Annotated in this window: 30 protein-coding genes and 1 pseudogene; 17 read left to right on the top strand and 14 right to left on the bottom strand. The window is 64.7% G+C overall.

Annotated elements, in window-relative coordinates:
* Nucleotides 1-310: 310 nt before the first annotated feature.
* The 7 genes and pseudogenes from ACODNH_RS06970 to ACODNH_RS06940 all read left to right on the top strand — a co-directional run.
* A pseudogene (locus ACODNH_RS06970) lies at nucleotides 311-1,132 on the top strand (ATPase, T2SS/T4P/T4SS family); the annotation flags it as partial.
* Nucleotides 1,122-3,014: a type II secretion system F family protein gene (locus ACODNH_RS06965; protein ID WP_306708740.1), complete on the top strand. Its 1,893-nt coding sequence runs from the start codon at nucleotides 1,122-1,124 to the stop codon at nucleotides 3,012-3,014. The pseudogene ACODNH_RS06970 and the gene ACODNH_RS06965, both read left to right, overlap by 11 nt.
* Nucleotides 3,011-3,736 (top strand): DUF7289 family protein, encoded by a 726-nt coding sequence (locus tag ACODNH_RS06960; RefSeq protein ID WP_306708738.1) that lies wholly within the window; start codon nucleotides 3,011-3,013, stop codon nucleotides 3,734-3,736. The genes ACODNH_RS06965 and ACODNH_RS06960 overlap by 4 nt, the downstream gene beginning before the upstream one ends.
* Nucleotides 3,729-4,175 (top strand): DUF7266 family protein, encoded by a 447-nt coding sequence (locus ACODNH_RS06955; protein ID WP_306708736.1) that lies wholly within the window; start codon nucleotides 3,729-3,731, stop codon nucleotides 4,173-4,175. The genes ACODNH_RS06960 and ACODNH_RS06955 overlap by 8 nt, the downstream gene beginning before the upstream one ends.
* The gene (locus ACODNH_RS06950; protein WP_306708734.1) at nucleotides 4,172-4,876 is read left to right on the top strand and encodes a DUF7263 family protein; all 705 of its coding nucleotides are present in this window, start codon (nucleotides 4,172-4,174) and stop codon (nucleotides 4,874-4,876) included. The genes ACODNH_RS06955 and ACODNH_RS06950 overlap by 4 nt, the downstream gene beginning before the upstream one ends.
* A complete protein-coding gene (locus ACODNH_RS06945) occupies nucleotides 4,869-5,273 on the top strand; it encodes a DUF7262 family protein (RefSeq protein ID WP_306708732.1) in 405 nt (134 codons plus the stop codon). Before ACODNH_RS06950 ends, ACODNH_RS06945 begins: the two co-directional genes overlap by 8 nt.
* On the top strand, nucleotides 5,270-5,803 hold the full coding sequence (locus tag ACODNH_RS06940; RefSeq protein WP_306708729.1) for a DUF7261 family protein: 534 nt from the start codon (nucleotides 5,270-5,272) through the stop codon (nucleotides 5,801-5,803). The genes ACODNH_RS06945 and ACODNH_RS06940 overlap by 4 nt, the downstream gene beginning before the upstream one ends.
* A 59-nt stretch (nucleotides 5,804-5,862) precedes the next feature.
* Here the strand turns inward: ACODNH_RS06940 and ACODNH_RS06935 are convergent, their stop codons facing one another.
* Nucleotides 5,863-6,375, bottom strand: a complete 513-nt coding sequence (locus tag ACODNH_RS06935; protein ID WP_306708727.1) for a hypothetical protein — start codon at nucleotides 6,373-6,375, stop codon at nucleotides 5,863-5,865.
* Between the two features lie 151 nt (nucleotides 6,376-6,526).
* Between ACODNH_RS06935 and ACODNH_RS06930 the strand changes: the two genes are divergently transcribed.
* The 3 genes from ACODNH_RS06930 (at nucleotide 6,527) to ACODNH_RS06920 (ending at nucleotide 9,525) form a co-directional block, all read left to right on the top strand.
* Nucleotides 6,527-8,131, top strand: coding sequence for an FAD-binding domain-containing protein (locus ACODNH_RS06930; protein ID WP_434531153.1), 1,605 nt, complete (start codon nucleotides 6,527-6,529; stop codon nucleotides 8,129-8,131).
* A 68-nt stretch (nucleotides 8,132-8,199) separates the two neighbouring features.
* On the top strand, nucleotides 8,200-9,003 hold the full coding sequence (locus tag ACODNH_RS06925) for a helix-turn-helix transcriptional regulator (protein WP_434531152.1): 804 nt from the start codon (nucleotides 8,200-8,202) through the stop codon (nucleotides 9,001-9,003).
* A 288-nt stretch (nucleotides 9,004-9,291) separates the two neighbouring features.
* Nucleotides 9,292-9,525 (top strand): HTH domain-containing protein, encoded by a 234-nt coding sequence (locus ACODNH_RS06920; RefSeq protein ID WP_004515058.1) that lies wholly within the window; start codon nucleotides 9,292-9,294, stop codon nucleotides 9,523-9,525.
* Between the two features lie 206 nt (nucleotides 9,526-9,731).
* On the opposite strand, the gene ACODNH_RS06915 is transcribed toward ACODNH_RS06920, so the two are convergent.
* From ACODNH_RS06915 to ACODNH_RS06905, 3 genes are all read right to left on the bottom strand, one after another.
* Nucleotides 9,732-10,286, bottom strand: coding sequence for a hypothetical protein (locus ACODNH_RS06915; protein ID WP_434531151.1), 555 nt, complete (start codon nucleotides 10,284-10,286; stop codon nucleotides 9,732-9,734).
* Entirely contained in the window at nucleotides 10,283-11,050 is a 768-nt protein-coding gene (locus tag ACODNH_RS06910) for a P-loop NTPase (RefSeq protein ID WP_306708716.1), read from the bottom strand. The genes ACODNH_RS06915 and ACODNH_RS06910 overlap by 4 nt, the downstream gene beginning before the upstream one ends.
* A 63-nt stretch (nucleotides 11,051-11,113) precedes the next feature.
* On the bottom strand, nucleotides 11,114-12,589 hold the full coding sequence (locus tag ACODNH_RS06905; RefSeq protein WP_434531150.1) for a cobyric acid synthase: 1,476 nt from the start codon (nucleotides 12,587-12,589) through the stop codon (nucleotides 11,114-11,116).
* Between the two features lie 75 nt (nucleotides 12,590-12,664).
* On the opposite strand from ACODNH_RS06905, the gene ACODNH_RS06900 reads away from it, so the two are divergent.
* Nucleotides 12,665-12,934: a hypothetical protein gene (locus ACODNH_RS06900; RefSeq protein ID WP_434531149.1), complete on the top strand. Its 270-nt coding sequence runs from the start codon at nucleotides 12,665-12,667 to the stop codon at nucleotides 12,932-12,934.
* 20 nt (nucleotides 12,935-12,954) lie between these two features.
* Here ACODNH_RS06900 and ACODNH_RS06895 read toward each other — a convergent pair whose 3' ends face one another.
* The 7 genes from ACODNH_RS06895 to ACODNH_RS06865 all read right to left on the bottom strand — a co-directional run bounded on the left by ACODNH_RS06895 (nucleotide 12,955) and on the right by ACODNH_RS06865 (nucleotide 18,388).
* Complete coding sequence (locus tag ACODNH_RS06895) at nucleotides 12,955-13,605, bottom strand: cob(I)yrinic acid a,c-diamide adenosyltransferase (RefSeq protein WP_306708711.1); 651 nt, start codon at nucleotides 13,603-13,605, stop codon at nucleotides 12,955-12,957.
* Between the two features lie 69 nt (nucleotides 13,606-13,674).
* Nucleotides 13,675-14,391, bottom strand: a complete 717-nt coding sequence (locus tag ACODNH_RS06890; protein ID WP_306708709.1) for an adenosylcobinamide amidohydrolase — start codon at nucleotides 14,389-14,391, stop codon at nucleotides 13,675-13,677.
* Complete coding sequence (locus ACODNH_RS06885) at nucleotides 14,384-15,442, bottom strand: threonine-phosphate decarboxylase (protein ID WP_434531148.1); 1,059 nt, start codon at nucleotides 15,440-15,442, stop codon at nucleotides 14,384-14,386. Before ACODNH_RS06885 ends, ACODNH_RS06890 begins: the two co-directional genes overlap by 8 nt.
* A gap of 57 nt (nucleotides 15,443-15,499) precedes the next feature.
* Nucleotides 15,500-16,039, bottom strand: coding sequence for an NTP transferase domain-containing protein (locus ACODNH_RS06880; protein WP_434531432.1), 540 nt, complete (start codon nucleotides 16,037-16,039; stop codon nucleotides 15,500-15,502).
* Nucleotides 16,039-16,842 carry an adenosylcobinamide-GDP ribazoletransferase gene (gene cobS / locus ACODNH_RS06875; RefSeq protein ID WP_434531147.1) on the bottom strand — a complete coding sequence of 268 codons (804 nt, stop codon included), beginning with the start codon at nucleotides 16,840-16,842 and terminating at the stop codon, nucleotides 16,039-16,041. Before cobS ends, ACODNH_RS06880 begins: the two co-directional genes overlap by 1 nt.
* Nucleotides 16,833-17,756 (bottom strand): CobD/CbiB family cobalamin biosynthesis protein, encoded by a 924-nt coding sequence (locus tag ACODNH_RS06870; RefSeq protein ID WP_434531146.1) that lies wholly within the window; start codon nucleotides 17,754-17,756, stop codon nucleotides 16,833-16,835. The genes cobS and ACODNH_RS06870 overlap by 10 nt, the downstream gene beginning before the upstream one ends.
* Nucleotides 17,750-18,388: an HAD family hydrolase gene (locus ACODNH_RS06865; protein ID WP_434531145.1), complete on the bottom strand. Its 639-nt coding sequence runs from the start codon at nucleotides 18,386-18,388 to the stop codon at nucleotides 17,750-17,752. Before ACODNH_RS06865 ends, ACODNH_RS06870 begins: the two co-directional genes overlap by 7 nt.
* A gap of 198 nt (nucleotides 18,389-18,586) precedes the next feature.
* Here ACODNH_RS06865 and ACODNH_RS06860 point away from each other — a divergent pair, with 198 nt between their 5' ends.
* Nucleotides 18,587-18,967, top strand: coding sequence for a translation initiation factor IF-5A (locus ACODNH_RS06860; RefSeq protein ID WP_306708699.1), 381 nt, complete (start codon nucleotides 18,587-18,589; stop codon nucleotides 18,965-18,967).
* Nucleotide 18,968: 1 nt separating this feature from the next.
* Nucleotides 18,969-19,772, top strand: coding sequence for an agmatinase (gene speB, locus ACODNH_RS06855; RefSeq protein ID WP_306708697.1), 804 nt, complete (start codon nucleotides 18,969-18,971; stop codon nucleotides 19,770-19,772).
* Nucleotides 19,773-19,808: 36 nt separating this feature from the next.
* On the opposite strand, the gene ACODNH_RS06850 is transcribed toward speB, so the two are convergent.
* Complete coding sequence (locus tag ACODNH_RS06850) at nucleotides 19,809-20,834, bottom strand: amidohydrolase family protein (protein WP_306708695.1); 1,026 nt, start codon at nucleotides 20,832-20,834, stop codon at nucleotides 19,809-19,811.
* A 105-nt stretch (nucleotides 20,835-20,939) separates the two neighbouring features.
* Between ACODNH_RS06850 and ACODNH_RS06845 the strand changes: the two genes are divergently transcribed.
* From ACODNH_RS06845 to ACODNH_RS06830, 4 genes are all read left to right on the top strand, one after another.
* Complete coding sequence (locus tag ACODNH_RS06845) at nucleotides 20,940-21,911, top strand: alpha/beta fold hydrolase (RefSeq protein WP_306708693.1); 972 nt, start codon at nucleotides 20,940-20,942, stop codon at nucleotides 21,909-21,911.
* 133 nt (nucleotides 21,912-22,044) lie between these two features.
* Nucleotides 22,045-22,812: a hypothetical protein gene (locus tag ACODNH_RS06840; RefSeq protein WP_306708691.1), complete on the top strand. Its 768-nt coding sequence runs from the start codon at nucleotides 22,045-22,047 to the stop codon at nucleotides 22,810-22,812.
* Between the two features lie 51 nt (nucleotides 22,813-22,863).
* Entirely contained in the window at nucleotides 22,864-23,631 is a 768-nt protein-coding gene (locus ACODNH_RS06835; RefSeq protein WP_306708689.1) for a Nif3-like dinuclear metal center hexameric protein, read from the top strand.
* Between the two features lie 4 nt (nucleotides 23,632-23,635).
* A complete protein-coding gene (locus tag ACODNH_RS06830) occupies nucleotides 23,636-24,199 on the top strand; it encodes a transcription elongation protein SprT (RefSeq protein ID WP_306708687.1) in 564 nt (187 codons plus the stop codon).
* Here ACODNH_RS06830 and ACODNH_RS06825 read toward each other — a convergent pair whose 3' ends face one another.
* Nucleotides 24,200-24,529, bottom strand: a complete 330-nt coding sequence (locus ACODNH_RS06825; RefSeq protein WP_306708686.1) for an AzlD domain-containing protein — start codon at nucleotides 24,527-24,529, stop codon at nucleotides 24,200-24,202.
* Complete coding sequence (locus ACODNH_RS06820; RefSeq protein ID WP_306708684.1) at nucleotides 24,519-25,211, bottom strand: AzlC family ABC transporter permease; 693 nt, start codon at nucleotides 25,209-25,211, stop codon at nucleotides 24,519-24,521. Before ACODNH_RS06820 ends, ACODNH_RS06825 begins: the two co-directional genes overlap by 11 nt.
* Nucleotides 25,212-25,342: the final 131 nt, after the last annotated feature.

Here is a 25,342-nt window from a genome sequence, read left to right as displayed (position 1 = left end):
ATACGGAAGCATCGTAACCACCAGCACTACCAGAACGACCGCCGGCACCCATCCTTAGTGTACCGACAGTGAGCACGGAATTCCGACAAATATCTTCGGTTCACGTAATCAGTGGCACCTCTCCGACCGAACTATCGGTTCCCTGTGCTGACCAGTTCGCTTGCTTGAAAGGTGGACGTGACTGCGTGCAGGATACGCGCGCTGTATACAGCAGACTCCCACAGTAATATCATATGCCTAGAGGGTCGAACGGCCAATCCGCTCCAAGCTAGCGGTTTTCGACCTGATAACGACTACTAGTAGATTCTGAATATGGAACGCGCATATGCCGTTTATCCCGTATCGGGACCGCCCCATCAGTATCGACGAGGGGTCGCGTGAGGTCCGGATTCCTCACGAGACAGGCGTTTCGCTCACTACTCGGGACCACGAGCAGGACCATCGCCGCGTGACGATGGCCGATCTGATGACGCAATGTAATTATCTCAACCCGGATGTCGAGGTCATCGCGGAGATCAACACCGCCGCATCGTTCGAAACCTTCGCTGAAACGCTCAACACTGGTCACGGCGTTATCGGGACGACTCACGCCGGCGACATCGAATCGCTGGTCAACCGTGTTATCGAGAAGGGCGTGCCGACATACCTGCTCAAAGAAATCGACCTCGTCGTGTTCCCCCGGCACGTCGATGGAGAGCGCTACGTCGGCGACGTAGTCGAGTTCGTGGACGATCCGTCTGTCGTCGAGAGTGGGAGCGATCGGAGCGGGACGATACACAAGGACGGCACGACTATCCACTGGAACTCCGTCTGCTGGCGACGGCCCGACGGGAGCTTTGAACTCGCCTACGACCACCCGCAGTTCGGCGACGACCGGCGGCAGGTCGACACCGGTATCTTCGACCGACTCTCGGCTCTCCGTGACGAACCGGTCTCGGCCGTCGAAGACGCGTTCCACCGTCGCCACCGTTACGTCCAGTACCTCGTGCAGGAGGGACTGACTGATTTCGACGACCTGTTCGGCGTTCTGGCCGATCTGGAGACGAACGAGGCAGCGACTGTCGAGCGACTGCGGCGGCAGGCCGGCACCCCCGACAATCCGCAACTGGAGGTCGGTACGGGTGACGACTGAGGGCGGTGGGACGCTCGGCTTGCTCGACCGGGGTCTGTACGCCCTGTTCGCCCACCACGCCGAGGACGACAGCCACGCAAGCACGCGTGACCGCTACCGGGCCGCCTATCCAAGTGCCGGCTTCGGCGTCTACGTTGCCAGGGTGTACGGGCTCTCGTGGCTGGCACTCATTGTGGGCGTTGTCGGAACCGCCACGGCAGCGATGCTTGTGCCGCCGGAGACATTCAATTCGTTCGTCGCGGTACTCCAGCAGAGCCTCCCGGTTATCAACCGACTGGCGCTACCGGAAGTCCCTCGACTTCTCGTGGCCACTGTCCTCGGAACCATCGCTGGACTCACGCTCAAACGGGGCGTGTTCGTCGCCGGGAACCGGTATCTCTCGTGGGTCGCAAGCGCGCGGCGCGCGGACATCGCAGCCACGCTTCCCGGCGCAGTCCGATACCTCAGAGTCCTCGCCTCTGGAACGCACGACCGACGCGAGATGCTCCGCGCCGTTGCTGAACAGGACGCCTACGGCGAAACGGCAGTCGCCTTCCGGCGCGCGCTCAATCAGGGGATTCTCACCGGCAGTCTCGACACCGGTATTGAGCGGGTCGCCAGCGAGACGCCTTCGCGGGACCTGCTTGCGCCGTTTCTGCTGAAGTTCCGCGAACACGCGAACCAGAGCGCCGAGGCGCTGGAGGGATACTTGGAGATGGAAGGGCGCTTGCTCTCACACGAACAGAGCCGACAGCACGAACGGGCGACCGGCTATCTCGAACTACTCGCCGAACTGTTCGTCGTCTTGCTGGTGCTGCCTGCGCTCGTGGTACTTATTGTCACTGTGATGGGTATTCTTGCGCCTGGCCTCTCCGAACCGGTCTCGACGCCGCTGGGAGAGACGACCGTCCGCGCCATCGTCGTCTACGGGAGTGCAGCGTTCGTGATGGCCACCGGTCTGCTGGCAGCCTTCGTCGTCGCCGCGCTCCGACCACGGAACACGGCCGCACCGAGCTACAGCCTGCCGGACGGCCCCGTCGCGATACTCGCAACGATTCCGTCGAACCCTGCGAGCGCGCTCCTCGCCTGCGCGCCGCTGGGTGCGGTCGTCGCGGCAGGCCTCTGGTCACTTGGCTACCGTCCGGTCAACGTCGCGCTCCTCTCGTATGCCACCGTCGGCGTCCCTGTCGGTGTGGTAACGGTCCGCCGGGCCAGAGCGGACGACGCGAAGGACCGAGAGATTCAGGACTTCGTTCACGCCGTCGCCGGCCACGTGGCACTGGGCCGCCCGTTTCCCGAAGCAGTCCGACGCGTTGCCGACGATGTGGAACTCGGCGCGCTCGCTAGCGATGTCCAGTCACTCGCGTTCACGCTCTCGCTCGGTGATAGCCCTGGTGACGCCGCGGCCGACCGCCGTGCCGCGGCACTGGACCAGTTCGTCGACCGCGTCGGCACGCCGATGGCTGAACAGACCATCGGGCTGGTCGTCGGCGCGCTGGATACGGGGAGTGATGCGGAGGACGTGTTCGAAACGCTCCAGACAGAGATCGGGCAACTCTACCATCTGCGCAAATCAATCCGCTCAGCCCTGCTCGTCTACGTTGCCGTCGGTTGGACGACGGCGCTGCTCGTCATCGGCATCACCGTCGCCGTCAACATATACGTCCTCGATAGCTTCGCGCAACTATCCGCCGTCTCAGGCGGTGCGAACATCGCTTTCGACCCAACTGCGATCAAGCCAGCCCGAGAGCAACACCGGTTCTACGTCGTCACGCAGGCGACGATGCTGGCCTGCGGTTGGTTCGCCGGCACGGCGAGTCGCGGTGTGTACGAAGCGCTGTTGCACTCCTCGGGGTTGGTACTCATCGCCTACGTTGTCTTCGCGGGGGCTGGTCTGATTTGAACCCCGACACCAGCGCCCAGTCACACGTCGTCGGTGTGGTGCTGTTGCTTGGGCTGACCGTCGTCGCGCTCGGTGGCCTAACAGCTGTCGTCGGGACCGTCGTCGACGGCCACACGGCGACCGCCGACGAGGCTCGCGTTGCCAACACGTTCGAGACGGCGTTGCGGCCGGTCGAGAAGACGGGCCAACACACCGCTCGTGTTCGGTTTACTGAGGGACGACTGACCGCCGTGAAGCGGGAACTGCGCGTTCTCAATGACTCCGGGGTCCGGCGAACGGTCCCGGTCGATGCGATGGTGTACGAGTCGGGGAATAACCCCGTCCGGTTTCTCGCCGGGAGCGTTGTGCGCGGGACAGCGGGGAACGCGTGGCTCGAAACGGACCCACCGGTGACGGCGACGCGGGACGACACGGCGGTCATCGTCGGCGCACCGCTTGTCAACGCCAGCGGCGGCACAGTGTCCGGTACAGGCAGCGTCTCCGCACGCATCCGGCAGAACGTCAGCCACGAACGTGAACGGCTCCCGGCCGACAACTACAGCGTGGCTATCGAGACGGAGACACCCCGGCCGTTCACCGAATACTTCCAGCGTGTCGGTGCAACCACACAAGTCAGGGACATCGACGGCGACGGCGTCCAGAGCGTCGTGGCGACGTTCTCAGGCCGCCGGACGCTGTATCTGGTCCGCCACGACATGCGAACGGAGGTAGGCCATGGATAACCGTGCGCTCAGCACGGTCGTCGAGAAACTACTGAGCATGGGGATCGTGCTGCTGTACATCGGATTAGTGACGACCACGCTGTACGGTGGCACTGTCCCGGCGTACCAATCCGCCGTCGGGGCGGAACTCGGTGACCGGACGCTCGCAGAAGCGACGGCCCGCGTCGAGCAGGCTGTCCCGCCAGATGCTCGGGCCGTCTCTGCAACTGTCCGGGTGTCGCTGCCGGACACCATTGACGGTATGGGATACAGCGTCCGGACCGATGGGGATGCTCTCGTTCTTGACCATCCTGACCCTGAAATCGGTGGCCGAGCGCAGCCGCTGTTGCCCGACAGAGTCGATACCCTCAAAGGTGAATGGCAGAGTGGTAGTCCGACTGTGGTCGTCGTCTCCGGAACACGGGGAAGCCTGACAGTGACACTGGAGGCGAAGCGATGACCGAAATGCATTGGCTCCCTGACCACGGGCCGCGTGCTCAGACGTCGCTACCAGCGCTTGGAATCGCGCTTGTATTACTGACTGTTGTCACTGGCCTGGGTGTCGCGATGGCCGACACCGCGATTGCCGGCGCGGACAGGACCCCCGACGAACGACGGGTCGCCGCCGCGATTGCAGACCGACTCGTTGCGGCGGACGGACCGCTAGCCGCTCGGAGCAACGTGTTCAATCAGTCCCGGGTTGACGATTTTGACCGGGCGGCGCTGGAGCGGAGCGCAGCGCCGGCCAGTGAGTATGCGGTCAGCGTTGAGTTGGCTGACGAGAGAATCGCACGCAGCGGCACGGTTCACAGCGGGACGCGAATTAGCCGTCTCGTCGTGGTCGAGGCTCGGGAACCACGAACACTCACGCCCGACCTGACGACGACCGACTCGGTGACGCTCCCGCGCCGGAGTGCACAGGCCACAGTAACTATCGACCCACCAGCCGGCACGACCGTCTGGACGGTCCGCGCTAACGACCGGGTCGTCCTGCATAACCGGAGCGGGCTGAACGGCAGCTACGAGGTCCCGCTGGTGCCCTACGAGACGACGGAGCTGCGCTTCCAGCGGGCTGGCCGCCTCGAACCCGGGAACGTGAGCATCAGCTATGACGCCCCGCGCTCGACGAAGGAAACCTTGGTGGTGACTGTCGATGCATAGGGCACAACTGCCGCTGTCGCTCGTAGAAGTTGCGCTTGGGACAGTGCTGATTCTCGGCGTCGCGCTCGGGTTTGCCTTGGGGACACCGGTGCCGGACACCCGGGAGCCCCAACTCGACGCCTACGCCTCGGATACGGCGGCACTCCTCGCTAACGACCCGCCGCGACACAGCGGAGCGACGCGACTGCAGGAGATTGTGTCGAGTCCGACGGCGTTCGACCGCGAACAGGACGCGCTTTCGAACCGGGTCGCCCGCATCCTGCCCGACAACGTTCTCTTCCGGGTCGAAACACCACACGGGGCGGTCGGCACGCCGACACCACAGGGTGTCAGCACTGGGACTGCAACTGTACCGACGGGTCACGGGAGTGTCCAAATTATCGTGTGGTACGCATGACGCGGCGCGGACAGCTGGTCCTTGTTGCGGCCACGGTCGTAGCTGTCGCACTTGTCCCAATTCTCTTTGCGTCCCTGCAACTGGGGTATCACAACGACGTTCGGGCGACGGCCGACTACCACGACAACCCCTCGGCTGACGCGCTTCGGGTTCTTGAGCGAGCCGTCGCAACCGAGAGCGCGTCCATCCCGGGCCAGTACGCCTGGACAGCGAACGATTCGGCAGTGACCGCGGTTCGCACTGGACTGAGACCTCGGCTCGACCGTCTCCAAACGTCCCGCATTGAGGACGGTATCCATTACAATATAACCTACAACGGTACTGCGGCACGGCAGTGGAAAGACGTGAACTGCCCGTCGGGGCCGGACCGCCAGTTTGGGGACTGTACCGCCGACCGTGGCGTTGTCGCACAGGACCGCGTGGGCCGCACACACGTTCTCGCCGTCAGCTTCGATGTGACGACGACAACTGAACGGGGCGAAACCACCGTCACCGTAATTCTGGAAACCAGCGGTCAGTCCTCACGGTGAGAGCCCGGCAAAAAAATTGCACCTCTCGCCGCAAATCGGGAGACGGTCCGTTGTAAGCGTCACTCCGTCGCGCCCGGCGTTTCAGTTCGAACCTGCGACCGGATCTCCTCGAACGTTGTTTGCGAGAGGATACCAGTGACACTTTCGATTGAAAGGGTACCGATGAGGCCGGCCGGCGGACCACTGACCAACAGTGCACCCGCCTGGGAAACGGAATCATCGACAGTGAGATCGAACTCAGATGTCGCACGCTCCTCGAAAGAACTGATTGCGTCTTCAGCTAGGTTCTCCTGTGCGGTGCGGTATTCCGCCTGTGCCTCGCTTTGTGTGAGATTCCCTGCTTGAATTTCGGATTGGATCTCCTGCTGTCGTTCCCGCAACTGCGTCTGGTCCGGTTCGACTACGACCGTCACCGTCGCAGAGTCCGCGTCCGCGCTCTGGCTTTGCGACCCTGTACCCGTGTTCGGTCCATCGCTGTCGCCTCCTTGGAGTGCGTTACAGCCAGCGAGCGACACTGTTGCGCTCGCCCCAGCGAGTTCGATGAATCGGCGACGTGTTGACTCGAATTCCATTATTGACTAGCGCGGGTCTCGCGGTGTAATCCTTCTGGTAGCCAGATACGGCTTTTCGGCTCTGGCAATCATGATTTCTGTCTTGAGCGACGCGGCCCTGAGAGACGAAAGACAGTGGTGTCTGTGGTCCAATACTGAACTAATAGCGCGTATGGCGGGATTAGAGTCTGAAGCGACGCTGGACGCACCACGGCAAGACGCGATTCCGACGCTTGCCGACGACGAGCCCGGCACGGTCGTCTGGCACCGCGAACACCTTCGGATTCGTGACCAGGCTGCAGTAGCGAGGGCTGCAGCATCCGAGTACGTGCTCCCGCTGTTCGTGTTCGACCCGGCGTTCTACGGCACAGACGGCCTCGCCTGTGACAGCCGCATCCAGTTCCTGCACGACTGTCTGGCCGACCTCTCAGACCAGTATCACACCGCGACTGGTCGCGGGCTCACCTACGCCCATGGGGACCCGGTCGACGTACTGGGGCGGTTCCGCGAGGCCGGCTGGGATATCGTGACGATGGCCGTTCCCACGGGACGCTACGGCCGGGAACGGGACCGCCGTGTGCGAGAACAGTGTGACGTGACATTCGTCGACGGTGACGGGCTGGTTCGCGACCGGACAGAGACCCGCGAGGGGTGGCAGGACGACGTGTCGGCGTGGTTCTCCGCCGACCAGTACGACTGGGACCCGGGGACAGTTACTTCTCGAAGCTTCGATAGCGGTTTCGGCGTCGACGCGATTGAGAATCAGTACGGCCTCACGCCGTCGAAATCCGGGGTGCCTCAAGGTGGGACCGGCCCCGCCCGCGAGCGTCTGTCGGCGTTCGCCGAGCGGATCAACGACTACCCGGGAAACATTTCGGCTCCGGTGGACGCGCGCGACGGGACCAGCGGGCTCTCGCCGTATCTCGCCTTTGGCTGTCTCTCCGTGCGACAGGTCATCCAGTACATCGACGAGCACGCACCTGACGGCCGCGGGAAAGAGATGTTCGTCTCGCGGTTGTTCTGGAACAAACACTACGAGCAGAAACTCGAAGACTGGGCTGGCTGGCTCGATACGGCGGTGAATCCGGTGCTCGAGGGGTTCAACGCGGAGCAGTACGATCCCGATCTGGTGGATGCTTGGAAGCACGGACAGACTGGGTTTCCGATGGTCGACGCCTCGATGCGGTGTCTCAAACAGACGGGCTGGCTCAATTTCCGGATGCGGGCGATGTGTGCCTCAGTCTACTATCACCTGCTCCAGCAGCCTTGGCGGATCGGCGCGGACTGGTTTTACCACCATCTCATCGATGCTTCGGCAGCGATCAACTACACGCAGTGGCAGTCCCAGTGTGGGCTGGTCGGCAAACCGGCCCTTCGGCTGTACAACCCCCGCAAGCAGGTCCGCGACCAGGATCCGGACGGCGAGTTCATTCGCCAGTGGGTGCCCGAACTCGAGTCGCTCCCTGACGAGTACCTCGACCGGCCCGAGCAGACGCCAGTCCACGTACAGGCGTCCTGTGGCGTCGACATCGGCGATGATTATCCGCACCCGGTCGTCGACTATGACGCGGCCCGACAGGCGTTCCACAGGCGGTACGAGGCAGTACGTCCCGATGCGGCTGATGCCCTGCATGACCCAACGATTGCACGTCGCGCCTCGTTTTCCGGCGGTCGCGAAGCCGCTGCACGCATCGCCGCGGAACACGGGACGGATGCCGCAAGCGGCGCGGAAAGCGGCGGAACTCAGGCCAGTCTTGACTCGTTCGGCGACGAGTAGTTTCAAAACTTGCCTAGTGTTGCCAAACGCCAAAGAGGCTAAGACGGTCGCCAACCCACACGTGTACAATGGTGGAGAGTCCGGACGACACCGCTTTCGAGGACTGCCAGTTCCTCACTGGGTCACCACAACGGTTCGCGGTGTTGGCCCAGCTCCGGGAGCGGCCGGCACGGCCAGCCGATTTGTGTGATACGGTGGATGCGACCCGAACGACGATCCAGCGGATACTCGCGGGCTGCGCCGAGCGTCAGTGGGTCGTCAAGCGGGACGGAAAGTATCAACTCACAGTGACTGGGAAACGAGTGTTCGACCAGTATAGCACGCTTCTCAGCGAAATCGACCAGGCTCGGGCAGCCGGTCCGCTTGCCACCCATCTCGGCGCTATCGCAGCAGACCTCCCGGTGGAGCTGCTAGACCCTGATTGTCTCACGACGAGCTCCGAACAGAACCCTCTGGCCGCAATTAATCGGCTCACCGACTGGCTGGCCGAAGTTGATGGCGACGTTCGGGCAATCTCGCCGATTGTAACGTCGGTATTCAACGACGCCGCGGTGGAACTGCTCGAAACGGGGACGCATATCGAGTTCATTATCGACCACAGCGTCCTCGAACGGTCTGCGTCCGATTTCTCGGACGCACTGGAGCGAGGTCTCGAACACGAGAACATCGACATGTACGTCCACGACACCACGCTCGATATCGGTCTCGCACTGGACCGCTCGCGAGTCTGTCTGGCGGCCTACGACGACCGGAATAACGTCCGAGCGATAGCGGAGTCTGATGCCACGGCAGTGTATCGCTGGGCTGAGACGGTGTTCGACCGATACAGAGAGCGGTCACAACCGCTTGCAGCGGTCCTGTCTAACCCATAATGCGCTAGTATGGAAGGGCCGAAGGGAGCACTGGTCGCGCCCCAGCACTGGAGGTCGGGATGGCGTATCCCCGAAACAGGCTATAGACGGGAGGAGCCTATACTTATTCGCTGTAACTGTTTCGAGTACGAACACATGTTACGGGCCCTGTAATAGACCTGATTTTCCTGCCTCTGTGCTCTGACGTTCGTGAACGTTTTGCGACAACAGTAGGCTGTGTTTCTATACTATCACCCAGAATGAAATAATAGCCGACAGTATAAGTGTGTGGCAATCGTTGACAGAAGTATGTCTCCGCCTGGACGAGAGATCCAGTACACTGAATCGGATGTTATCGAGGTGTTCAAACATCGAAACGATTACGCGGAGCCACTCACGGCGTCGGAGGTGGCGGATAGACTCGGCTGTTCGCGCCGGACCGCGCTGAACAAACTCCACGACCTCGAATCAGAGACAGATATCACGAGCAAGAAAGTCGGGGGACGGTCGCGGGTGTGGTGGATCCCGGTCCGAGCAGACTGATATTGAGTGGTGTCGATTCCGACCGGATAGTGCCGATCTCGGGGTCGATATATACCAGTACATCGCTCCAATAATCTGGAGAGGCTGTCATGACGATTCGTTTTCGAGTGAGACTGGGACCTGGTGCGACGGACACACTGAAGACCTGTAGCAAAGCAGACCGATGGCGTCAGCGGGTGTATTCGAGCTTTATCCAAGCGAGCCCTTCAGAACTCCCACTCTTGGGCGCGTTCGCGGGCCTCTGAGCGTGCCTGCTGTTTGATGGCCTCGATTTTTTCGGTATCGTCGAGGAATGCCTCGACAGCGCTCTGTTCCGTGGCTCCGTTCTCAGTTGCTGTCGCGTCGTCGTCCGCTGTCGACAGCCGCTCGTCGGGGGCCGCTCGTCGCGTACTGTCGGCCAGTGCCGGGTCGCCGCCCAGCCGTTCGGCGGGCATCCCGGGCGGGACTCGCAGGTCGGCTGCCTCGTGAGCCGATTCGAGGTCGGCGGCGTCGAGCGCGTACAGCGAGACGTGATACGGGCCAGGGATCGCGAGGTCTGCAAGCGCCGGTGGGCCGCTGCGGTCCGTCCCGGTGTGGTAGGCCAGCACGGGGACGCCGTCGGTAAACGTGATGACGCCCCGCCCTTCGCCGTCGAGCAGGAGTGTCTCATGAGACTCGAAGACGGCGTAGCCGGTCAGCTCCCGGTTGAGGACGTCAGCGAGCGTGTCCCGCGGGTCCGTGACGACGCGTGACCTGTCGAGTCGGCCGCGGGGGAGTTTCATAGTGACTCGGGGATGACGGCGCTCTGGAACCGGTCGGCGGCATCGGCGGCTGTCCCGTTCTGTATCGTGAGAGCCTCGGCGGCCGCTTGATAGGCTGTCGCGGCCTCACATTCGGGGGCGTGGGCAAGGAGCGGCCGGCCAGCACGGCGTGCTTCCCGGGCCCGCTCGCTCTCGGGGACCGACGCGAGTGTCGGCCCGTCGAAGTACCGCTCGGTCTTCTCCGAGACCTGTTCGATAGACTCGGACTCGCGGACCTTGTTGAACAGGAGCCCGGCTACGTCCGTGTCGTAGGTCGTCGCGTACTCCTGAACCTTCAGCCCGTCCGAGATGGCGGGAATCGTCGGCTGGAGGACAACCACGATGCGGTCGGCAAGCACGATTGGCAGGACTGCGGTCCGGCTGTCCAGCGCCGGCGGCGAGTCCAGCAGGATGATGTCCGTGTCTTCTGCAAGCGTCGCAACCACGTCTCGAAGGCGATCCGGATCGGCGTGCCTGAAACCGTCCAGACTCGTTCCGCAGGGGACAACGGTCAGCCCGAACCGGTCATATGTGGCTGCCTCAACGGGTGCGTTATCGGCCAGTACGTCGTGCAGCGTCGTCTCTGCGTCAGAGAGGCCAGCGTGAAAGAGGAGGTTCGCCATGCCTGTGTCGGCGTCGACTACCGTCACGTCGTAGCGGTCGGACAGCGCCATCCCGAGGGCGACGGTGCTCGTCGTCTTGCCAGTCCCGCCCTTCCCACTGGCGACCGCGAACACTTCGACCATTGGAGAATATTGCGGACTAGCTGTATATAAATTTCTGGAATTTAATAGAGTACCAAACAGCCATCACTCGGGAAGTCCGAGTGGTCGCAGATCGACGTGGTCGGTGATGAGACCGGCCGCTCGTTCGTAGGGGTCGCCGTCAGCGCGCTCGCTTGCCGCTGGAAGGTCAATGCAAGCACTTTTGAACGTATTTCGCACGAAGGCATTTCTGGCAGTGTCGTTGGCGAAGAGATCGTGGAGATATGTCCCGAGAACGCTATCGGTCGCCGCCCCGTCGCCGTCAAAGGGGCGGGCTGCTGCACCCGTTAGCTTCGAATCGCCCATGTGGATCTCATAGCCTTCGACGGTCCCGCTTGCCCCAGAAAGCGGGCCGACGCCGCTGAGGGTCCGTTCGACGTGTTCGACCGTCTTCGATTCGCTGAACGCCGTCGTCACCGGGAGCAAGCCAAGCCCCTCGACGCGGTCCGTGTCGCCGGTCCCTTCGACTGCGGCGTTCGTGATCGCCTCGCCAAGCATCTGGTAGCCGCCACAGAGGCCGACGACGGGCCCGTCGAACGCCCGGAAGCAGTCACCGAACCCGGCGTCAGTGAGCGCCAGCAGGTCGTCGACGGTGTTTTTGCTCCCCGGCAGGACCACCGCATCGGCGTCGTCGAGAGCGGCGTCCGGCGGGACGTACGCGACCCTGACGCCGGATTCGCGGGCGAGCGGCTGGAGGTCGGTGAAATTCGAGATTCGCGGGAGCCGCGGGACCGCGACGGTGACGCTCTCACCGTCGGGAACACCGTCATCGTCGCCTACGACGGACCGCTCGCCGACCGGCGGCAGCGCGACGCTGTCCTCCTCGGGGAGGCCCGGGTCGTCGTAGGGAATTACGCCGAGGACGGGGACGTCGGTCCGGTCCTCGAACGCCTCGATGCCTGGCTCCAGCAGTGAGCGGTCGCCACGGAACTTCGTGATGACTGCGCCGGCCACCTGCTCGCGGATGTCGTCGGGGACGAGTTCAAGCGTCCCGACGAGCGACGCGAACACGCCGCCGCGCTCGATGTCGGCGACGAGAAGGATGTCGGCGTCGGCGAAGCGCGCCGTCTCAACGTTCGCCAGGTCGCGGTCGTGGAGATTGATTTCGGCGATGGAGCCCGCGCCCTCTGCGACAATCACGTCGCGGGACTGCGCGAGTCGGTCGTGGGCCGCGCGGACCGTGTCCAGCGCGTCACCCCAGTGCTCGTCGTAGTAGCCCCGGGCCTCGAAGTGGCCGACTGCCTCGCCGTCCAGAATGAGCTGTGATTCGCCGTCGCCCCGCGGTTTCAGCAGCACTGGATTGTGGTCGGTCGACGGCGCGACACCGGCCGCGCGGGCCTGCACGTACTGTGAGACGCCGACTTCGCCGCCCGGTGTCGCCCGGGCGTTGTTGCTCATGTTCTGAGCCTTGAACGGCGCGACCGAGACACCACGGTCGGCCAAATAGCGACAGAGTCCGGCCGCAACGGTCGACTTGCCGACGTGGCTGGCCGTCCCGGCGACCAGCAGCGTTTGAGCCATCGGGCAGTGCTGGGGCCGCCGTGAACATCAGTGATTCGGCAGAGGTTCTTTGTCCCGGCCTGCCGAGTTCCCTCTGTGACAGACGAACGGCTTCAGGCGTTGCACAGACACCTCGCCGAAACCGGGGAGCGGCCGGTCGAACGAACGGCCAGCCGCTGGCTCGGGGAGGCGGAAGCCGTCGCCGCCGACATTGCTGACGGTGAACTCCCCGAAGACGTGCTGGCCGAGCGGCTGGCGACCGTCGACCACATTCTGTCACACGTCGACAGCACCGACGACGCCATCGCAGACAACCACGTTGAAGCGGCCCGCGAGATCGTCGACGATCTACTGGACGAACGGTAGCGCTGTTCGGGATACTGCGTTCAGAACTCCGTGCCCTTCCGCGCGCCCTGACCGGCGTCGATGGGGTGTTTCTCCTTGCTGACCTCGGTGATGAGGTCCGCGTGGTCAGTCAGGAATTCTGGCCGCTCGTGGCCACCCGTGAGGACGAGTTCGAGGTCGTCCGGCTTGGATTCGATAAGTCCAATCACGTCTTTGGGGTCGACGAGCCCGCGGTTCGCGGCGTAGAGAACCTCGTCGAGGACGAGCATATTGACTCCCTCCTCCGGCGGGCCGTCGGCGTCCTGTGGCGTCGAGAGGTCGGCGTCGGCGCTGGCCTGAATGATCTCTCGTGCCCGGTCGAGCGCTCCTCTCGCGCGGGCCTCGTGCTCGTCGTCCTCACTCCCGTCGAGGAAGCCGTGCCAGCCGTAGTGGCCGGCGTTCTCGTAGGAGAACCCCGGCAGGGCGGCGATAGCGTTGTACTCACCGCGCACGTCCTCGACGGTGCTGGTCCCGCCTTTCATGAACTGCAGGAGGTGGACGCGGTAGCCGTGACCGACGGCGCGGGTCGCCATCCCCAACGCCGCCGTCGTCTTGCCCTTGCCGTCGCCCCACCAGACCTGCACCAGTCCGAACTCCTCGGGCGCGCTCGGCTCGATTGGTTCGGCGGTCGGGCCGGCCGTGTTGTCGGTCATGCCCGTCTGTTCGACTGGATTCTGTTTAGCCGTTTGGACTGCGGGACTGTCGTGTGACACACTGTCCTTTCACGGCTCGAAAACCTCGGTATCCCGGTCGGTGACGACGCCGTACTCCGCGCCGTCGACGGTCGGCAGGGCGTCGCCACCGTAACGGGCGGCCAGACTCGCCCTGATAGCGTCGCGGACACAGACGCGGGTAGCGGCCCCGATTTCAGTCGCACTCCCTGCAAAGGGTGCTCGCTCGGCGCTCGGGACACAGCCGACGATGGCCGCGTCCGAGGTAGTTCCGGGGACGCCGGCTGCATCCAGCAGCGTCGCAGCCTTCGCCTCGACGGCGGTAGCGAGCAGCGTCGCAAGTGCGCCGTCGTCCAGTTCTCGGTCGACGCCGACGACGAGGTTGACCGTCCCGGGCCGCCAATCAGGGCTGTCTGCTTGGTCCGACACTGTCCTGTCGCCGTCAGCCGCTTCATCCTCTCCTGACATCGGCAGCGCAGCCGGGTTCGAGAGGCCAGCCGTCGCCAGCACCGACACCGGCCCGTTCCGGGCACAACGGGCGTGTTCCATGTGGACACCAGTGAGTAGCGCCGGGCCGACGGTGAAGCCGACCCCGGACAGCCGCTCGGCGCGGTAATCGTTGAGATCGGTCCGCTCGAACCCCTCGGGTACGGTGACGTTGTAGACGGCATCGGCGTTCCTGTAGCCGCCGTCCCACGCCGTCGAGAGCCAGCGGGCTCCCTCGCGGCGAACTTGGCAGACACCGTCCCGGACGGTCGTCTCAAACATCCAGCGCATCCAGCAGCCGGTCGTTTTCTTCGGGGGCTCTGATCGCGACGCGGATGTGCGAGTCTAGCCCGCGGAACGTCCGGGCGTCTCGGAGGGCAATACCAGCCTTGCGGGCCGAACCAAGAATGTCGTCAACAGACTTGTCGGCGTCGCTGACCGACAGCAGGAGGAAGGGCGCATCAGAGGGGCTCACGCTGAAGCGGTCGTCGAGGCGCTCCCGCATCCGCGCTCGCTCGTCGGCGACGCGGGCCTTCGTCTCAGCGACGAACTCAGTTTGTCCGTAGCAGTGTGTGCCGACCGCGGCTGCGGCGGCGCTCATCGACCAGGCGCGTCGCGCGGTGGTGAGTCGGTCCCCAACGTCGCCCGTCCCGACAGCATAGCCCATCCGGATGCCAGGGAGCCCGAACAGTTTCGTCAGCGAGCGTGCGACGACGACGCCCTCACGTCCGGCCAGTGACTGCTCGTCGGTGAACCCAAGAAAGGCCTCGTCGACCAGTAGCGTCGTCCCGGCGTCGAGACAGTCATCGCCGAAGGCCCGAAGCGCCGCCGGGTCTGCTGTCTCGCCGGTCGGATTGTTCGGATTGCAGACGATGGCAAGCGCGTGATCGTCCGGGTCGGCGGCCAGCAGTTCGTCGTGTGGGACAAACGCCGGCGTCCCGCCCTGAAGCCGAACCTCACGGGCGTACTCACCGAAGCTAGGGTACGGAACAAGGACGCTATCGCCCGTCCGGACCGTCGTCTGAATCGCCAGCCGTATGGCTTCGAGGCCGCCGGCCGTGGGTATCACTTGCGCTGGGTCGCAGTCGACAAAGGACGCCGCGGCCTCGCGGAACTCGGGGTAGTCGTCCGCCGGATACGAGCGGGCTGCGTCGAACGCCTCCCGGTACGTCTCCGCGGCGCCCGGCGGAACGCGGGGGTTCGTGTTCGCGCTGAAATCCAGTAGGTCTGGGTCGTCGCTGCTGCCGTGTGGCACGCGCCCGTCCGGACCGATGGCGTCCCCGGGTCCATCGCCGCCACTCGCCCGCAAGCCCTCGACCGAATCAGGGTCCATTGACAGGGGCTACGGCGGGCGGTGTGGAGAAAGTTTCGCGGTGTCCACTGTCTGTGGTTACAGCCACTGTTCCGCCACGCGCGCGTCAGCGAGCGTGTTGACGTTAACTGCGACACGTCGGTCCCGCGTGAGCCAGGCGTCGTCAGGGCCGTTGCCGACGACGTTGACGCCTGTCGGGGCGACTTCTCGGTCGTCGCGTTCGAACGTCGTGTCGTCGCTGACGCCAAGCTCGTGCTTCAGCGAGGCCGGGACCAGAACTGACAGCGAGCCCCCGCTATGCTCGTCGAGCACGCGGTTGACTATCTCGCCGTCAAGTAGCGGCAGGTCCGCCGCAACGGTCAGAACCGGCTGGGAGAGTCTGTCGTCGTTCAGCGCCGCGTCGAGGTCCGCGACGTACCCCTCGCCCGGCGTCTCAATGCACGGACCGTCCAGATGTGACTGCGTTTCCGGTGCGTTGGGCGACGTTGCGGCGATAATTCTCTCGACGGAACTGCTTTCGAGTGCGTCTACGACCCGCTCGACCATCGGAACACCGCCGACGCGGAAGCACGGTTTCTCAACCTCGGTATCGAGCCGCGTCCCGCGCCCGCCACACATCACGAGAGCGTCCACGTGAGCACCCCCCAGTCGACGAACGACCACGACCAGACACTACCGAACAGCGACCACGCGGCGACGCCGGCGTGGAGCGCAGCGGCGCGTGCGAGTTCGTTGGCCGCGCCGAAGGCGTCGCCGCTAACGCCGCCCAGTCGGCGGTCGGCCCAGCCCGAGATGCCAAGCGCCAGCAGCGGGCCGGTGAGAACTGCGACCGTGGCTGCGGGAACGGCGACAACAGCCGCCGGAAGCGCGGCAGCGAGTGAGCCGACGAGGTGGCGCGGGCCGTTGCCGTTGATAACCGTCGCGCCGAACCCTTCGTGGCTCGGGCGGCCGACGCAGGCCAGCGTCGCCATGGCGAGCTTCGCTCCCACCTCGGCGGCGAGGACCAGCGAAACGGCGACCAGCGGCGGGAGCCGGGCGACGGCAAGCGCGGCCAGTGCCAGCGCGAGGAGGACAGTCCCTAGCGCGAGGACGGCTCCGACGCCGATAGTCGTGTCCCGCATCACGTCGCGGCGCTTTTCGGGGTCACCGTGGACGACGGCGGCGTCCCCGAGGTCAGCGAGGCCGTCGGCGTGGTTAACGCCGGTGACGAAGACGACGCTTCCGAGATACGCCGCGGCGACGACCGGGGCCGGGAGCAGGCCAGCAGCAAAAAACGGGAGCACGACGAGGCTGCCGACGACGTAGCCGGCCAGCGGGAACGCCGCCGGCGTCCCAACGAAGGCCTCCCACGCCTGTTCGCTGTGGCCGACCGGGAGTCGCGAGAGGAACCCGAGCGCACCCCGGACCGCGGTCAGAACCACGCGACCACCCCAAGGCCAGCCAGCAAGTACGCCAGCACCCCGGCGACACCGACCCGCGTCACACTGCGCTTGGCCGTCGCCACGTCAGGGAGGCCTCCCGCAGGGTTCAAGACGTACACGCCAGGCTTTTCGAGTCGAACGTCGAGCGCCGCGGCGGCCGTCCCCATCGGCCACCCGGAGTTCGGCGACGGGACGCCGTCCAGCCAGGACCGAGCGCGGGCCACTGATTGAGGCGACCCGCAGGCGATGGCGAGCAGGAGCGCGCTCACCCGTGCTGGGAGCCACATCACGGCGTCGTCGAGCCGGGCCGCAGGCGTCCCGACGCGCTTCGAGCGGTAGCCCAGCATCGAATCCATCGTGTTGACGGCCTTGACCCACGTCGCCGTCCCGGCAGCGACGGGCAGCGGTGGCTGGCCGACGCTCGCGGCGAGGAGCCCGCCTATGACGAACGCGGCTAGCGACGCGACGAGCCCGTCAGCGAGGTTCTCAGACGCGCTCTCGACGGCGGCGCTCCGGACCTCGCCCGCAGAGAGCGCGCCGGCGTCGCGGCCAGCGAGTGCGAGCAGTCCGTCCCGAGCAGCAGGGAGGTCGGCGTCACTGTCAGCGATGACACCCCGTGCAGTCGAAAGAAGACTGCGGAGGCTCGTGGTCAGGAACAGCGCGAGGCCGGCGAGTGCGACGGAGGCCAGCGGTTCGCGGGTGGCAGCGAGTGCGACGCTGCCACCGACGACGACAGCAACTCCGAGCGGCAACAGGGTCGCGGCGAGCGTTCCGACCGCGAGCGGGTGGTCCCACTCGCGGTCGACCGTCCCGACGAGCCGTCCGAACCACGCGACGGGATGCAAGCGGGTCGGCGGCTCACCGATTACGAGTTCCAGCCCCCCGGCGACGGCTACCGCCAGCGCGCTCAGCACAGTTCCCCCTCGCGGAGTTGTTCGGCTATCGCCGGTAGTGAATGGTCGTCCAGCAGAATCGACCGCGCACCCACCCGACCCGCGCCGCCGTCCGTCCGGGCGTCGTCACCGACGTGGACGAGGTCGGCAAGCGCCACGTCGAGTGCGTCGGCGGTCGACTCGAAGATATTTGGATGGGGTTTCCGCCAGCCGCAGTCGACGCTGGTGACGACGGCGTCGAAGGAGTGGTCGCTCCGGGCTTCGATGGTTGCTCGTTCCAGCGTTCGCTCGACCAGCCCCGAGACGCTGCAGTTCGAACAGATAGCGACCGGGCCTCGCTGTGCTGCGGCGTCCAGCGCGTCGATGGCCCCGTCGCGGACCGTCACCGGACTGTCGAACGCGTCGAGGACGGCCTCGGTCGCTGTCTCCTCCGTGACCTCGACCCCGCGGCTGGCAAGCGCCAGCCGAACGTGCTCGTCCAGCGGCGCTTCCCGGCCACGGTCATACTCGCGATGGGCCGAGCGGTAAGCGTCCTCCCAGTCGTCCGGCACCCGAACCGACCGGGCCGAAAGCGCTGCCGCAACGGCATCCCACGGCTCCGACGGCCGGTCTGCCGTGACGAGTGTCCCGAACAGGTCGAACGAGAGTGCCACACCTGTGTGGTTAGTGCAAGCTCACTTGAACTGTGGGGGTAGGGCGGAAACGGTCGCGAGAGGTAGTGTTGCTGTCGGGGGGTTCTGGGCTGGTGTGACCCACATCTCAGGCGAACGCAGCTATAAAGCGGGAGTCGCGACGGGTCTGGCTTGAGGCATTCCAAACCGTTTATACCCAAACAGGGGTAATCCGGCGGTATGGCAAGAGAGCAGACCGAAGTTCGAGAGCTCGACGAAGGAAGCTACGTCATGATCGAGGACACACCGTGTAAGATCAACTCCTACAGCACGGCCAAGCCGGGCAAGCACGGCAGCGCCAAGGCCCGAATCGATGCCAAGGGTGTCTTCGATGGGAAGAAGCGCTCGCTGTCCCAGCCCGTCGACGCGAAGGTCTGGGTCCCGATCGTCAACCGGAAGCAGGGCCAAGTCGTCTCGACTGACGGCAACGACGCTCAGGTGATGGACCTCGACACATACGACACGTTCACGATGCGCGTCCCCGAGGATATCGACCTCCAGCCCGACGACGAAATCGAGTACCTCCAGTACGAAGAGCAGCGCAAGATTACCCGCACGTAAGATGTTTCCCGGTGCGGGGGTCGACCGCGGGGCGGCCGACTACGCACTCGTGGGTGCGCCGCTTGACGCATCGACATCGTTTCGCCCTGGCGCACGCTTTGGCCCGGCCCGCGTCCGCAAATTCGGCCAGCAGTTCGACGACTACGACCACCGCACCGACCAGCACTTCACTGAGTGTTCCGTCTACGACCACGGCGACATCGGTCCCACAGCCGACGTTGGCGAGTACCTCACGTACCTTCAGGGGACCCTCTCGGATTTCAACAGCGACGAGGCTGTCCCACTCGTCGTCGGCGGCGAACACACCGTCTCGGTCGCTGGTGTGCGCGCGCTCGAACCGGACGTGTTCGTCTGTCTGGACGCGCATCTGGACCTCCGCGAGTCCTATGCCGGCGACGAGTACTCTCACGCGACAGTGACCCGCCACGCGCTCCCGGTGGCCGACGAGGCAATCGTGCTGGGCGCACGCACTGGCTCGGAGGCCGAATGGAACCGCGCGAGCGAAGACGACGTGACCGTGGTTCCGCCGGAAGACGTGGCCGACTGGTCACCCGCGTTCGACGACGAGCAAGTGTACCTCTCTGTCGACATCGACGCCGCCGACCCCGGGTTCGCGCCAGGCACCGGGACGCCGGAGCCGTTCGGCCTCGACCCACGCGAGATGCACGACGTGGTCCGGGCCGTCGCACCACAGGCCGTCGGCTTCGACGTCGTCGAGGTCAACGACCGCGACGACGGACAGGCAGCAACGCTGGCCGCGAAACTCCTTCGGGCGTTCGTATTCGCCCACGCGGACCAGCGCTAATCGAAAATATATCCGGGTCCATTCCTGCCGTCCGCTTCAGCAGATAACACGATGAATATCCAGTGGAGACGCTCGCCGGACAACTGCGTCGACTGGGTCGGCGACGGACGAGAGGTTGTCCGAGTCACCATCGAGGACCAGTAGCGCGGCCCGGCGGCCGGGTTCGATGACACCGCAGTCGAGCCCCACTGCCTCGGCTCCGGCGGTCGTCGCCATCCGGAGCACCGTCCGCGAGGGGAGGTCGAACGTCTTCGCGGTGTACTCCATCTCACGGAACATCGATGGGGCATTCAACATCACGTTGTCCGTCCCGAGCGCGACGTCTGTGTACTCAAGCAGCGTCTCAATTGGTGGTCGGCCGACCCCGAGAACACGGTTCGCACGGGGACAGACAGCAATTGGGACGTCTTGGTCGGCTACCCGTTCGAGGTGCTCCGCCTCGGCATGGACCATGTGGACCAGCAACTCCGGTTCCAGATCCAGCGCCGGGTGGATATCGGTGGCGTCCGGTTCGCCGGCGTGGATAGCAAACGGGACCGCGCGCTCCTCGGCAGCGGCCCGCTCGGTGGTGAAATCGTCGTCGTTCGCGCCACTGGCACCGAACCCGTCAGCTATGTCAAGCACCGCGGAGTCGTCGCTTCCGAAGATGAAGTCCTCGATATCGAGCCCCGAAGCGGCCTCGCGGAGCGCGTTTGCGCCGTCGACGCCGAACTCCCGGAAGTCGAGAAACGCTGCGGTACCGGTTCGCTGCATGAACCGGAGTGTGCGGTGCATCGCGGCAATCAGCGTCTCGTCGTCGGCCGCTGCGATCTGCTGGTGTTTCAGACTGTCTGGCGGTACTACTGCCTCTTCCAGGCCAAGTCCGACAGCCGCCTCCTTCGCAACGGAGTCGCCAACGTGGGTGTGGGCGTTCACGAATGCCGGCAGGACGATGCGGTTGTGGTCGCTCTCGCGGGCCGGTGTCTCCTCGATGGCCGTTATGTACCCATCCTCGACGACAATGGTGCCGTGGACCGGCTCGAACGACCGCCCGGCAAGGATAGTGCCCTCGATTTTCTCCATGCGATAGCGAGGTGGCGGAGCTATATGTGTCTCATGGAGACATAATCCGCTCTGTTCATCGTGAGCCACGATACACTGATACGCCCGGCGCTGGACAGTCCACCTATGAGTGGCGGTACCACAGTTCCCGAGGGTCGCGCGCTGTCGCCGGACGACTGGCCCCATCCAGCCGAGCGACGGTACGCGGACGCTCAGGCCCGCCTCGCCGACCACTACGACCTCGCTGTCGAGTCAAGAGTGACCGAGACGGATACCGTGGGCCGGGTTCACTATCTGGTTGGTGGGAACCCAGACGGCGACCCCGTCCTCCTCCTTCACGGCGTCGGAACGCCAGCGGCGACGTGGCTCCCCCTGTTCCCGTCGCTCACCGACGAGTACCGCGTGTATGCTCCCGACCGACCCGGCCTCGGCCTTTCGGCCGCTCCAAGCTACCAGGGCCGGGACCTCCGGTCGTTTCTGGTGACGTACCTGCTGGAACTGCTCGACGACCTTGGGATTGACCGGCCCCACATGGTCGGCAACTCTCACGGCGGCCTCCAGTCGTTCCTGCTCGCAATCGACCACGACCGCGTGGACCGACTGCAACTGGTCGGTGCGCCGGGCGGCGTCTCGCGGGACCTCCCGTTCCTGTTTCGCCTGCTGACGATTTGTGGCCTCAACCGCCCGTTGCTGTGGTTGCTCAACCGCGGCGACCCGGTCGAGAACGCAAGGCAGTCGATGCAGCGGGTCAACGTTGGCGACGACTCGTCCATCCCGTCCGTGTTTTACGAACTGCTCGCTGCCGGACAGGACCTGCCCGGGCGTCAGGAGAGCCAGCGGTCGCTGGCGACGGCACAGGGATCGTACGGCCGCGCCCACCCGCTGTTTGATATCCGGAGCGAAATTGTTCGGATCGACTGCCCAACGCAGTTCGTCTGGGGGACGGAGGATGCCTTCTATCCGCCAGCCGTGGGCCGTCCCGTCGCTGAAAAGATGTCCGACGCCGAGTTCCACGAACTCCCGGGACACGGCCACACGCCGTGGCTAGAGCCCGGTGACGAAGTCGAAGAACTGGTTCGGGTGTTCTTGGATAAATAGGTGTTTTCAGTATAGTACATCGTAAACAATGGCTCAGTGTCAGTGCTGTTCGGACCGCCGTGGCCGTCGCCACTTGCTCGGCATCCGACACAGCAAGTAGTCTTTTAGTGAACAGACCATTTCTTTTTCGAGCATGGACCAGCTATCGTCGTGTTATTTCTGTGGCGGCGCGCTCGATGTTTCGCTCTCCGAATATCCGATTATCCCGAAATCGCTGGACCCGGAAGCCGAGAAACAGGGGACTGTCGTCCTCTGCTCGACCTGTCGGGAGAAGCTCGCAACGATCGTCGAACCGGCCGTCGAGGCGGCGAAGGCGGACGCCCGCGAGACAGCGGAAACGGCTGGCGATGCTGGGACCTCCGAGCCGCCGGGACTGCTGGACGAATCCGGGACGCCAACGACCGACGAGCAGACGAGTGAGGAGCCGGTAACCACCGACAGTGTGGTCGAGCCGGCCGATGATGGCTCGCTGCTGGGCGACGATAGCGCGAGCGCGGCGGGGCAAGAGCAGTCGGCGCAGTCACCGGAGACGGCGGACGCGACTGCGGAGTCCGATTCGACGAACGCGGCAGCGGCGGACACCACGGACAGGCAGACAGTGAAGCTGACTGGGTCGAGTGATTCGGCGGCCGGAGCTGAGAGCGGAGACACCGAACGTGGTTCGGACAGCGACGACAACGATGGCAGCGATGACGGCCCTTCGCTGACAAAACTGGAGTACAACAAGGTCATGCGCTTGCTCCAGAACCGTGAGATGCCTGTTGACCGCGCGGAAATCCGCGAGGTTGCGGTCAATGCCTACGATATCGACGGGGAGCAGTTCGACGCCATCATCGATGCCGCGGTGGACCGGGACCTCATCGGGCAAGCGAACGACCAGTTGGTCGAATCGGACGGGTAGCCAGACGCTGGGAGAGAAAAGCATACCACCGGCCATCTCGAAGCCCGCGCTATGAACGCCGGAGACATTGCGGCACGTCTTGACGATAGACTCGATATTGAGGCTTACGCCGATATCGACGCCAGTCCGAACGGCCTCCAGGTCGGGCCGGCGAGCCAACCGGTCGAGCACGTCGCCTTCGCAGTCGATGCGGCCGTCGAGACCATCGACCGCGCCGACGAGGCGGGCGCTGACCTGCTCGTAACGCACCACGGTATCGTCTGGGGCGGGATGGAGCGCGTGACCGGAACCAACTACCGCCGCGTCGCACCGCTGATCGACAACGACCTCGCGCTGTACACTGCTCACCTTCCGCTTGATGGCCATCAATCGCTCGGTAACGCCGCCGGTGTTGCTGACCTGCTGGACCTCGACAACCGTGCGCCGTTCGGTTCGATGGGCGGCGAGCATATCGGCCAGCAAGGGACCCTTGCAGAGCCACAGACGGTCTCCGAACTCGCAGGTTCGCTCGAAGGCAATATAGACACTGGCGGCCAGCCAGTTCAGGTTCTGGACTTCGGCCCATCGACTGTCGAAGATGTCGCCATTGTCACCGGCAGCGGGGTCGACTGGCTGCAAGAGGCTGTCGAGACGGACGCCGACGTGCTCATCACCGGCGAGGGGAAACAGAAGGCCTTCCACGAGGCGCGCGAGCAGGGGATGCACGTCATTCTCGCTGGCCACTACGCGACCGAAACGTTCGGCGTCCAGTCGCTCCAGACCGTCGTCGAGGACTGGGGGCTGGAGACGACCTACATCGACTGTCCGACCGGGCTCTGAGGCGATGGACGAGGGAGTTTCGTTCGAGGGTATTATGTCAGATACGGACCTTATCGCTTGGTCGCGACAGTACTGCCGGCGAGTCCGCCGCGAGCAGGGCATCTCGGTTCGGTTCGATCTCGTCGACTGGGACGTGTCTCACCGGGCCAAGCGACGGGCCGCCGCGGTCAAGCGGCCGAAACTGGACGACGCCACCGTCGGCCAACAGTACGACTGGGATAGCGTCAACGGGAGCGACGGCCGCCCGCTCCCGTGTACGGTGTCGTTGACCTGGGACGCCTTTTCGGCCTTCGACAGAGACGCCTGGGAAGCGACGCTGCGCCACGAACTCATCCACGTCGAGCAGTACCAGCGCGACGGGACGACCGACCACGGCCGAGCCTTTCGGGAGCGGGCCGCGAACCTCGATACTGATGTCCACTGTCCGGCCTTCACCGACCCGAAGCACGTCCTCACCTGTGAGGCGTGTGGTGGTCTCGCCGCCCGTCGCTATCAGGACTGCAAGCTCGTCGAGCAACACGAGCAGTACCGGTCGGACTGCTGTGGGGCCTCGCTAGAACTGAGCTGACTACAGCAGGAACCTGATCGCCCAGAGGACGCCCATTCCAGTCACCATCGTCGCAAACACGTCCTCGGTCCGCCAGGCAACACCCGCTGCGAGCGCGCCGGCGACGAATTTGTCTGTGGCGAAACTACTGGCGTCGAGTGTCACGAACGACGGGAGGACAAGCGCAGCGAGGACAGCGGCGGGGACGAACCGCAACACCTGCTCGACGACCGGCGGAATCTCGTCGAGCCGACCGAACAGCGCAATGAAGGAGAGCCGACAGGCGTACGTCAACACGCCGATGACAGCGATGACACCGGCAATTTCAACCGGACCGTAGTTAGTCGCCATCGGTCCCTCCCGTGGCGGACTCGGTGAGAACACCAGCGGTGATGCCAACGCCGGCCGCGACGAGCAATCCGAGGTTGAGCGGGAGCCCAGCGCCGACGACAGCGATGGCTCCACCGACGACAGCAGCAGCCCCGGTCGATGCGTCCTCGATTGCCGGGACCAGAATCGCGAGGAAGACGAGCGGGATAGCGAATTCGAGGCCCCAGGCGTCCGGGACGCCAGTGCCGAGCAGCGCTCCCACGATAGTCGTAACCTGCCACACCACCCAGAGCGTCACAGCGACGCCGAGGTAGTACCACTTCCGGTCCGTCTCGCTGTCGGACCGGTAGCTCGCGACCGACAGCGCGTACGCCTGATCGGTCAACACGTAGGCAAGCACTGCTTTCCATCGGTCGGTGAAATCCCGGAAGTACGGCGCGATCGATGCCGAGTACATCAGCAATCGGAGGTTGATGACGACTGCCGTCGCGACGACAACCGTTAGCGGCGCGTTCTGTCCGAGCAGCTCCAGCGCCGCGAGCTGTGATGCGCCGGCGAAGACGACTACGGATAGCCCGACTGCGGCTGGCAGCCCCAGCCCGGCGTTGACGGTCGCGATGCCGGCAACGAGGCCAAACGGGATAATCCCCAGCAGAAGCGGCGCAACGTCGCGAACGCCGCGCCGAAACGAAGTGGTATCCATAGCGTTCCATCCAACGCAGGGGTGTCTAAGCCCTCCGTTTCAGTGGCGGTATGTGACGAGCAACCAATGTATGGCCCGTACCCACCGTGGCGAACCACGACGTTGAAACCCGCCCGCGCTCGACTGCACAG

Origin of the sequence: Haloarcula sp. NS06, from assembly GCF_051122755.1 — an archaeon.
GTDB lineage: Archaea > Halobacteriota > Halobacteria > Halobacteriales > Haloarculaceae > Haloarcula.
The sequence above is the reverse complement of the archived record's forward strand: the minus strand, read 5'-3'. Positions and strand labels throughout refer to the sequence as shown.

Excerpts from the sequence above, each read along its gene's own strand:
- ACODNH_RS06955 (WP_306708736.1), top strand. The coding sequence starts at position 3,729 with ATGGATAACCGTGCGCTCAGCACGGTCGTCGAGAAACTACTGAGCATG.
- ACODNH_RS06950 (WP_306708734.1), top strand. The coding sequence starts at position 4,172 with ATGACCGAAATGCATTGGCTCCCTGACCACGGGCCGCGTGCTCAGACG.
- ACODNH_RS06945 (WP_306708732.1), top strand. The coding sequence starts at position 4,869 with ATGCATAGGGCACAACTGCCGCTGTCGCTCGTAGAAGTTGCGCTTGGG.
- ACODNH_RS06940 (WP_306708729.1), top strand. The coding sequence starts at position 5,270 with ATGACGCGGCGCGGACAGCTGGTCCTTGTTGCGGCCACGGTCGTAGCT.
- ACODNH_RS06935 (WP_306708727.1), bottom strand. The coding sequence starts at position 6,375 with ATGGAATTCGAGTCAACACGTCGCCGATTCATCGAACTCGCTGGGGCG.
- ACODNH_RS06930 (WP_434531153.1), top strand. The coding sequence starts at position 6,527 with ATGGCGGGATTAGAGTCTGAAGCGACGCTGGACGCACCACGGCAAGAC.
- ACODNH_RS06925 (WP_434531152.1), top strand. The coding sequence starts at position 8,200 with ATGGTGGAGAGTCCGGACGACACCGCTTTCGAGGACTGCCAGTTCCTC.
- ACODNH_RS06920 (WP_004515058.1), top strand. The coding sequence starts at position 9,292 with ATGTCTCCGCCTGGACGAGAGATCCAGTACACTGAATCGGATGTTATC.
- ACODNH_RS06915 (WP_434531151.1), bottom strand. The coding sequence starts at position 10,286 with ATGAAACTCCCCCGCGGCCGACTCGACAGGTCACGCGTCGTCACGGAC.
- ACODNH_RS06910 (WP_306708716.1), bottom strand. The coding sequence starts at position 11,050 with ATGGTCGAAGTGTTCGCGGTCGCCAGTGGGAAGGGCGGGACTGGCAAG.
- ACODNH_RS06905 (WP_434531150.1), bottom strand. The coding sequence starts at position 12,589 with ATGGCTCAAACGCTGCTGGTCGCCGGGACGGCCAGCCACGTCGGCAAG.
- ACODNH_RS06895 (WP_306708711.1), bottom strand. The coding sequence starts at position 13,605 with ATGACCGACAACACGGCCGGCCCGACCGCCGAACCAATCGAGCCGAGC.
- ACODNH_RS06890 (WP_306708709.1), bottom strand. The coding sequence starts at position 14,391 with ATGTTTGAGACGACCGTCCGGGACGGTGTCTGCCAAGTTCGCCGCGAG.
- ACODNH_RS06885 (WP_434531148.1), bottom strand. The coding sequence starts at position 15,442 with ATGGACCCTGATTCGGTCGAGGGCTTGCGGGCGAGTGGCGGCGATGGA.
- ACODNH_RS06880 (WP_434531432.1), bottom strand. The coding sequence starts at position 16,039 with ATGTGTGGCGGGCGCGGGACGCGGCTCGATACCGAGGTTGAGAAACCG.
- ACODNH_RS06860 (WP_306708699.1), top strand. The coding sequence starts at position 18,587 with ATGGCAAGAGAGCAGACCGAAGTTCGAGAGCTCGACGAAGGAAGCTAC.
- speB (WP_306708697.1), top strand. The coding sequence starts at position 18,969 with ATGTTTCCCGGTGCGGGGGTCGACCGCGGGGCGGCCGACTACGCACTC.
- ACODNH_RS06850 (WP_306708695.1), bottom strand. The coding sequence starts at position 20,834 with ATGGAGAAAATCGAGGGCACTATCCTTGCCGGGCGGTCGTTCGAGCCG.
- ACODNH_RS06845 (WP_306708693.1), top strand. The coding sequence starts at position 20,940 with ATGAGTGGCGGTACCACAGTTCCCGAGGGTCGCGCGCTGTCGCCGGAC.
- ACODNH_RS06840 (WP_306708691.1), top strand. The coding sequence starts at position 22,045 with ATGGACCAGCTATCGTCGTGTTATTTCTGTGGCGGCGCGCTCGATGTT.
- ACODNH_RS06835 (WP_306708689.1), top strand. The coding sequence starts at position 22,864 with ATGAACGCCGGAGACATTGCGGCACGTCTTGACGATAGACTCGATATT.
- ACODNH_RS06830 (WP_306708687.1), top strand. The coding sequence starts at position 23,636 with ATGGACGAGGGAGTTTCGTTCGAGGGTATTATGTCAGATACGGACCTT.
- ACODNH_RS06825 (WP_306708686.1), bottom strand. The coding sequence starts at position 24,529 with ATGGCGACTAACTACGGTCCGGTTGAAATTGCCGGTGTCATCGCTGTC.
- ACODNH_RS06820 (WP_306708684.1), bottom strand. The coding sequence starts at position 25,211 with ATGGATACCACTTCGTTTCGGCGCGGCGTTCGCGACGTTGCGCCGCTT.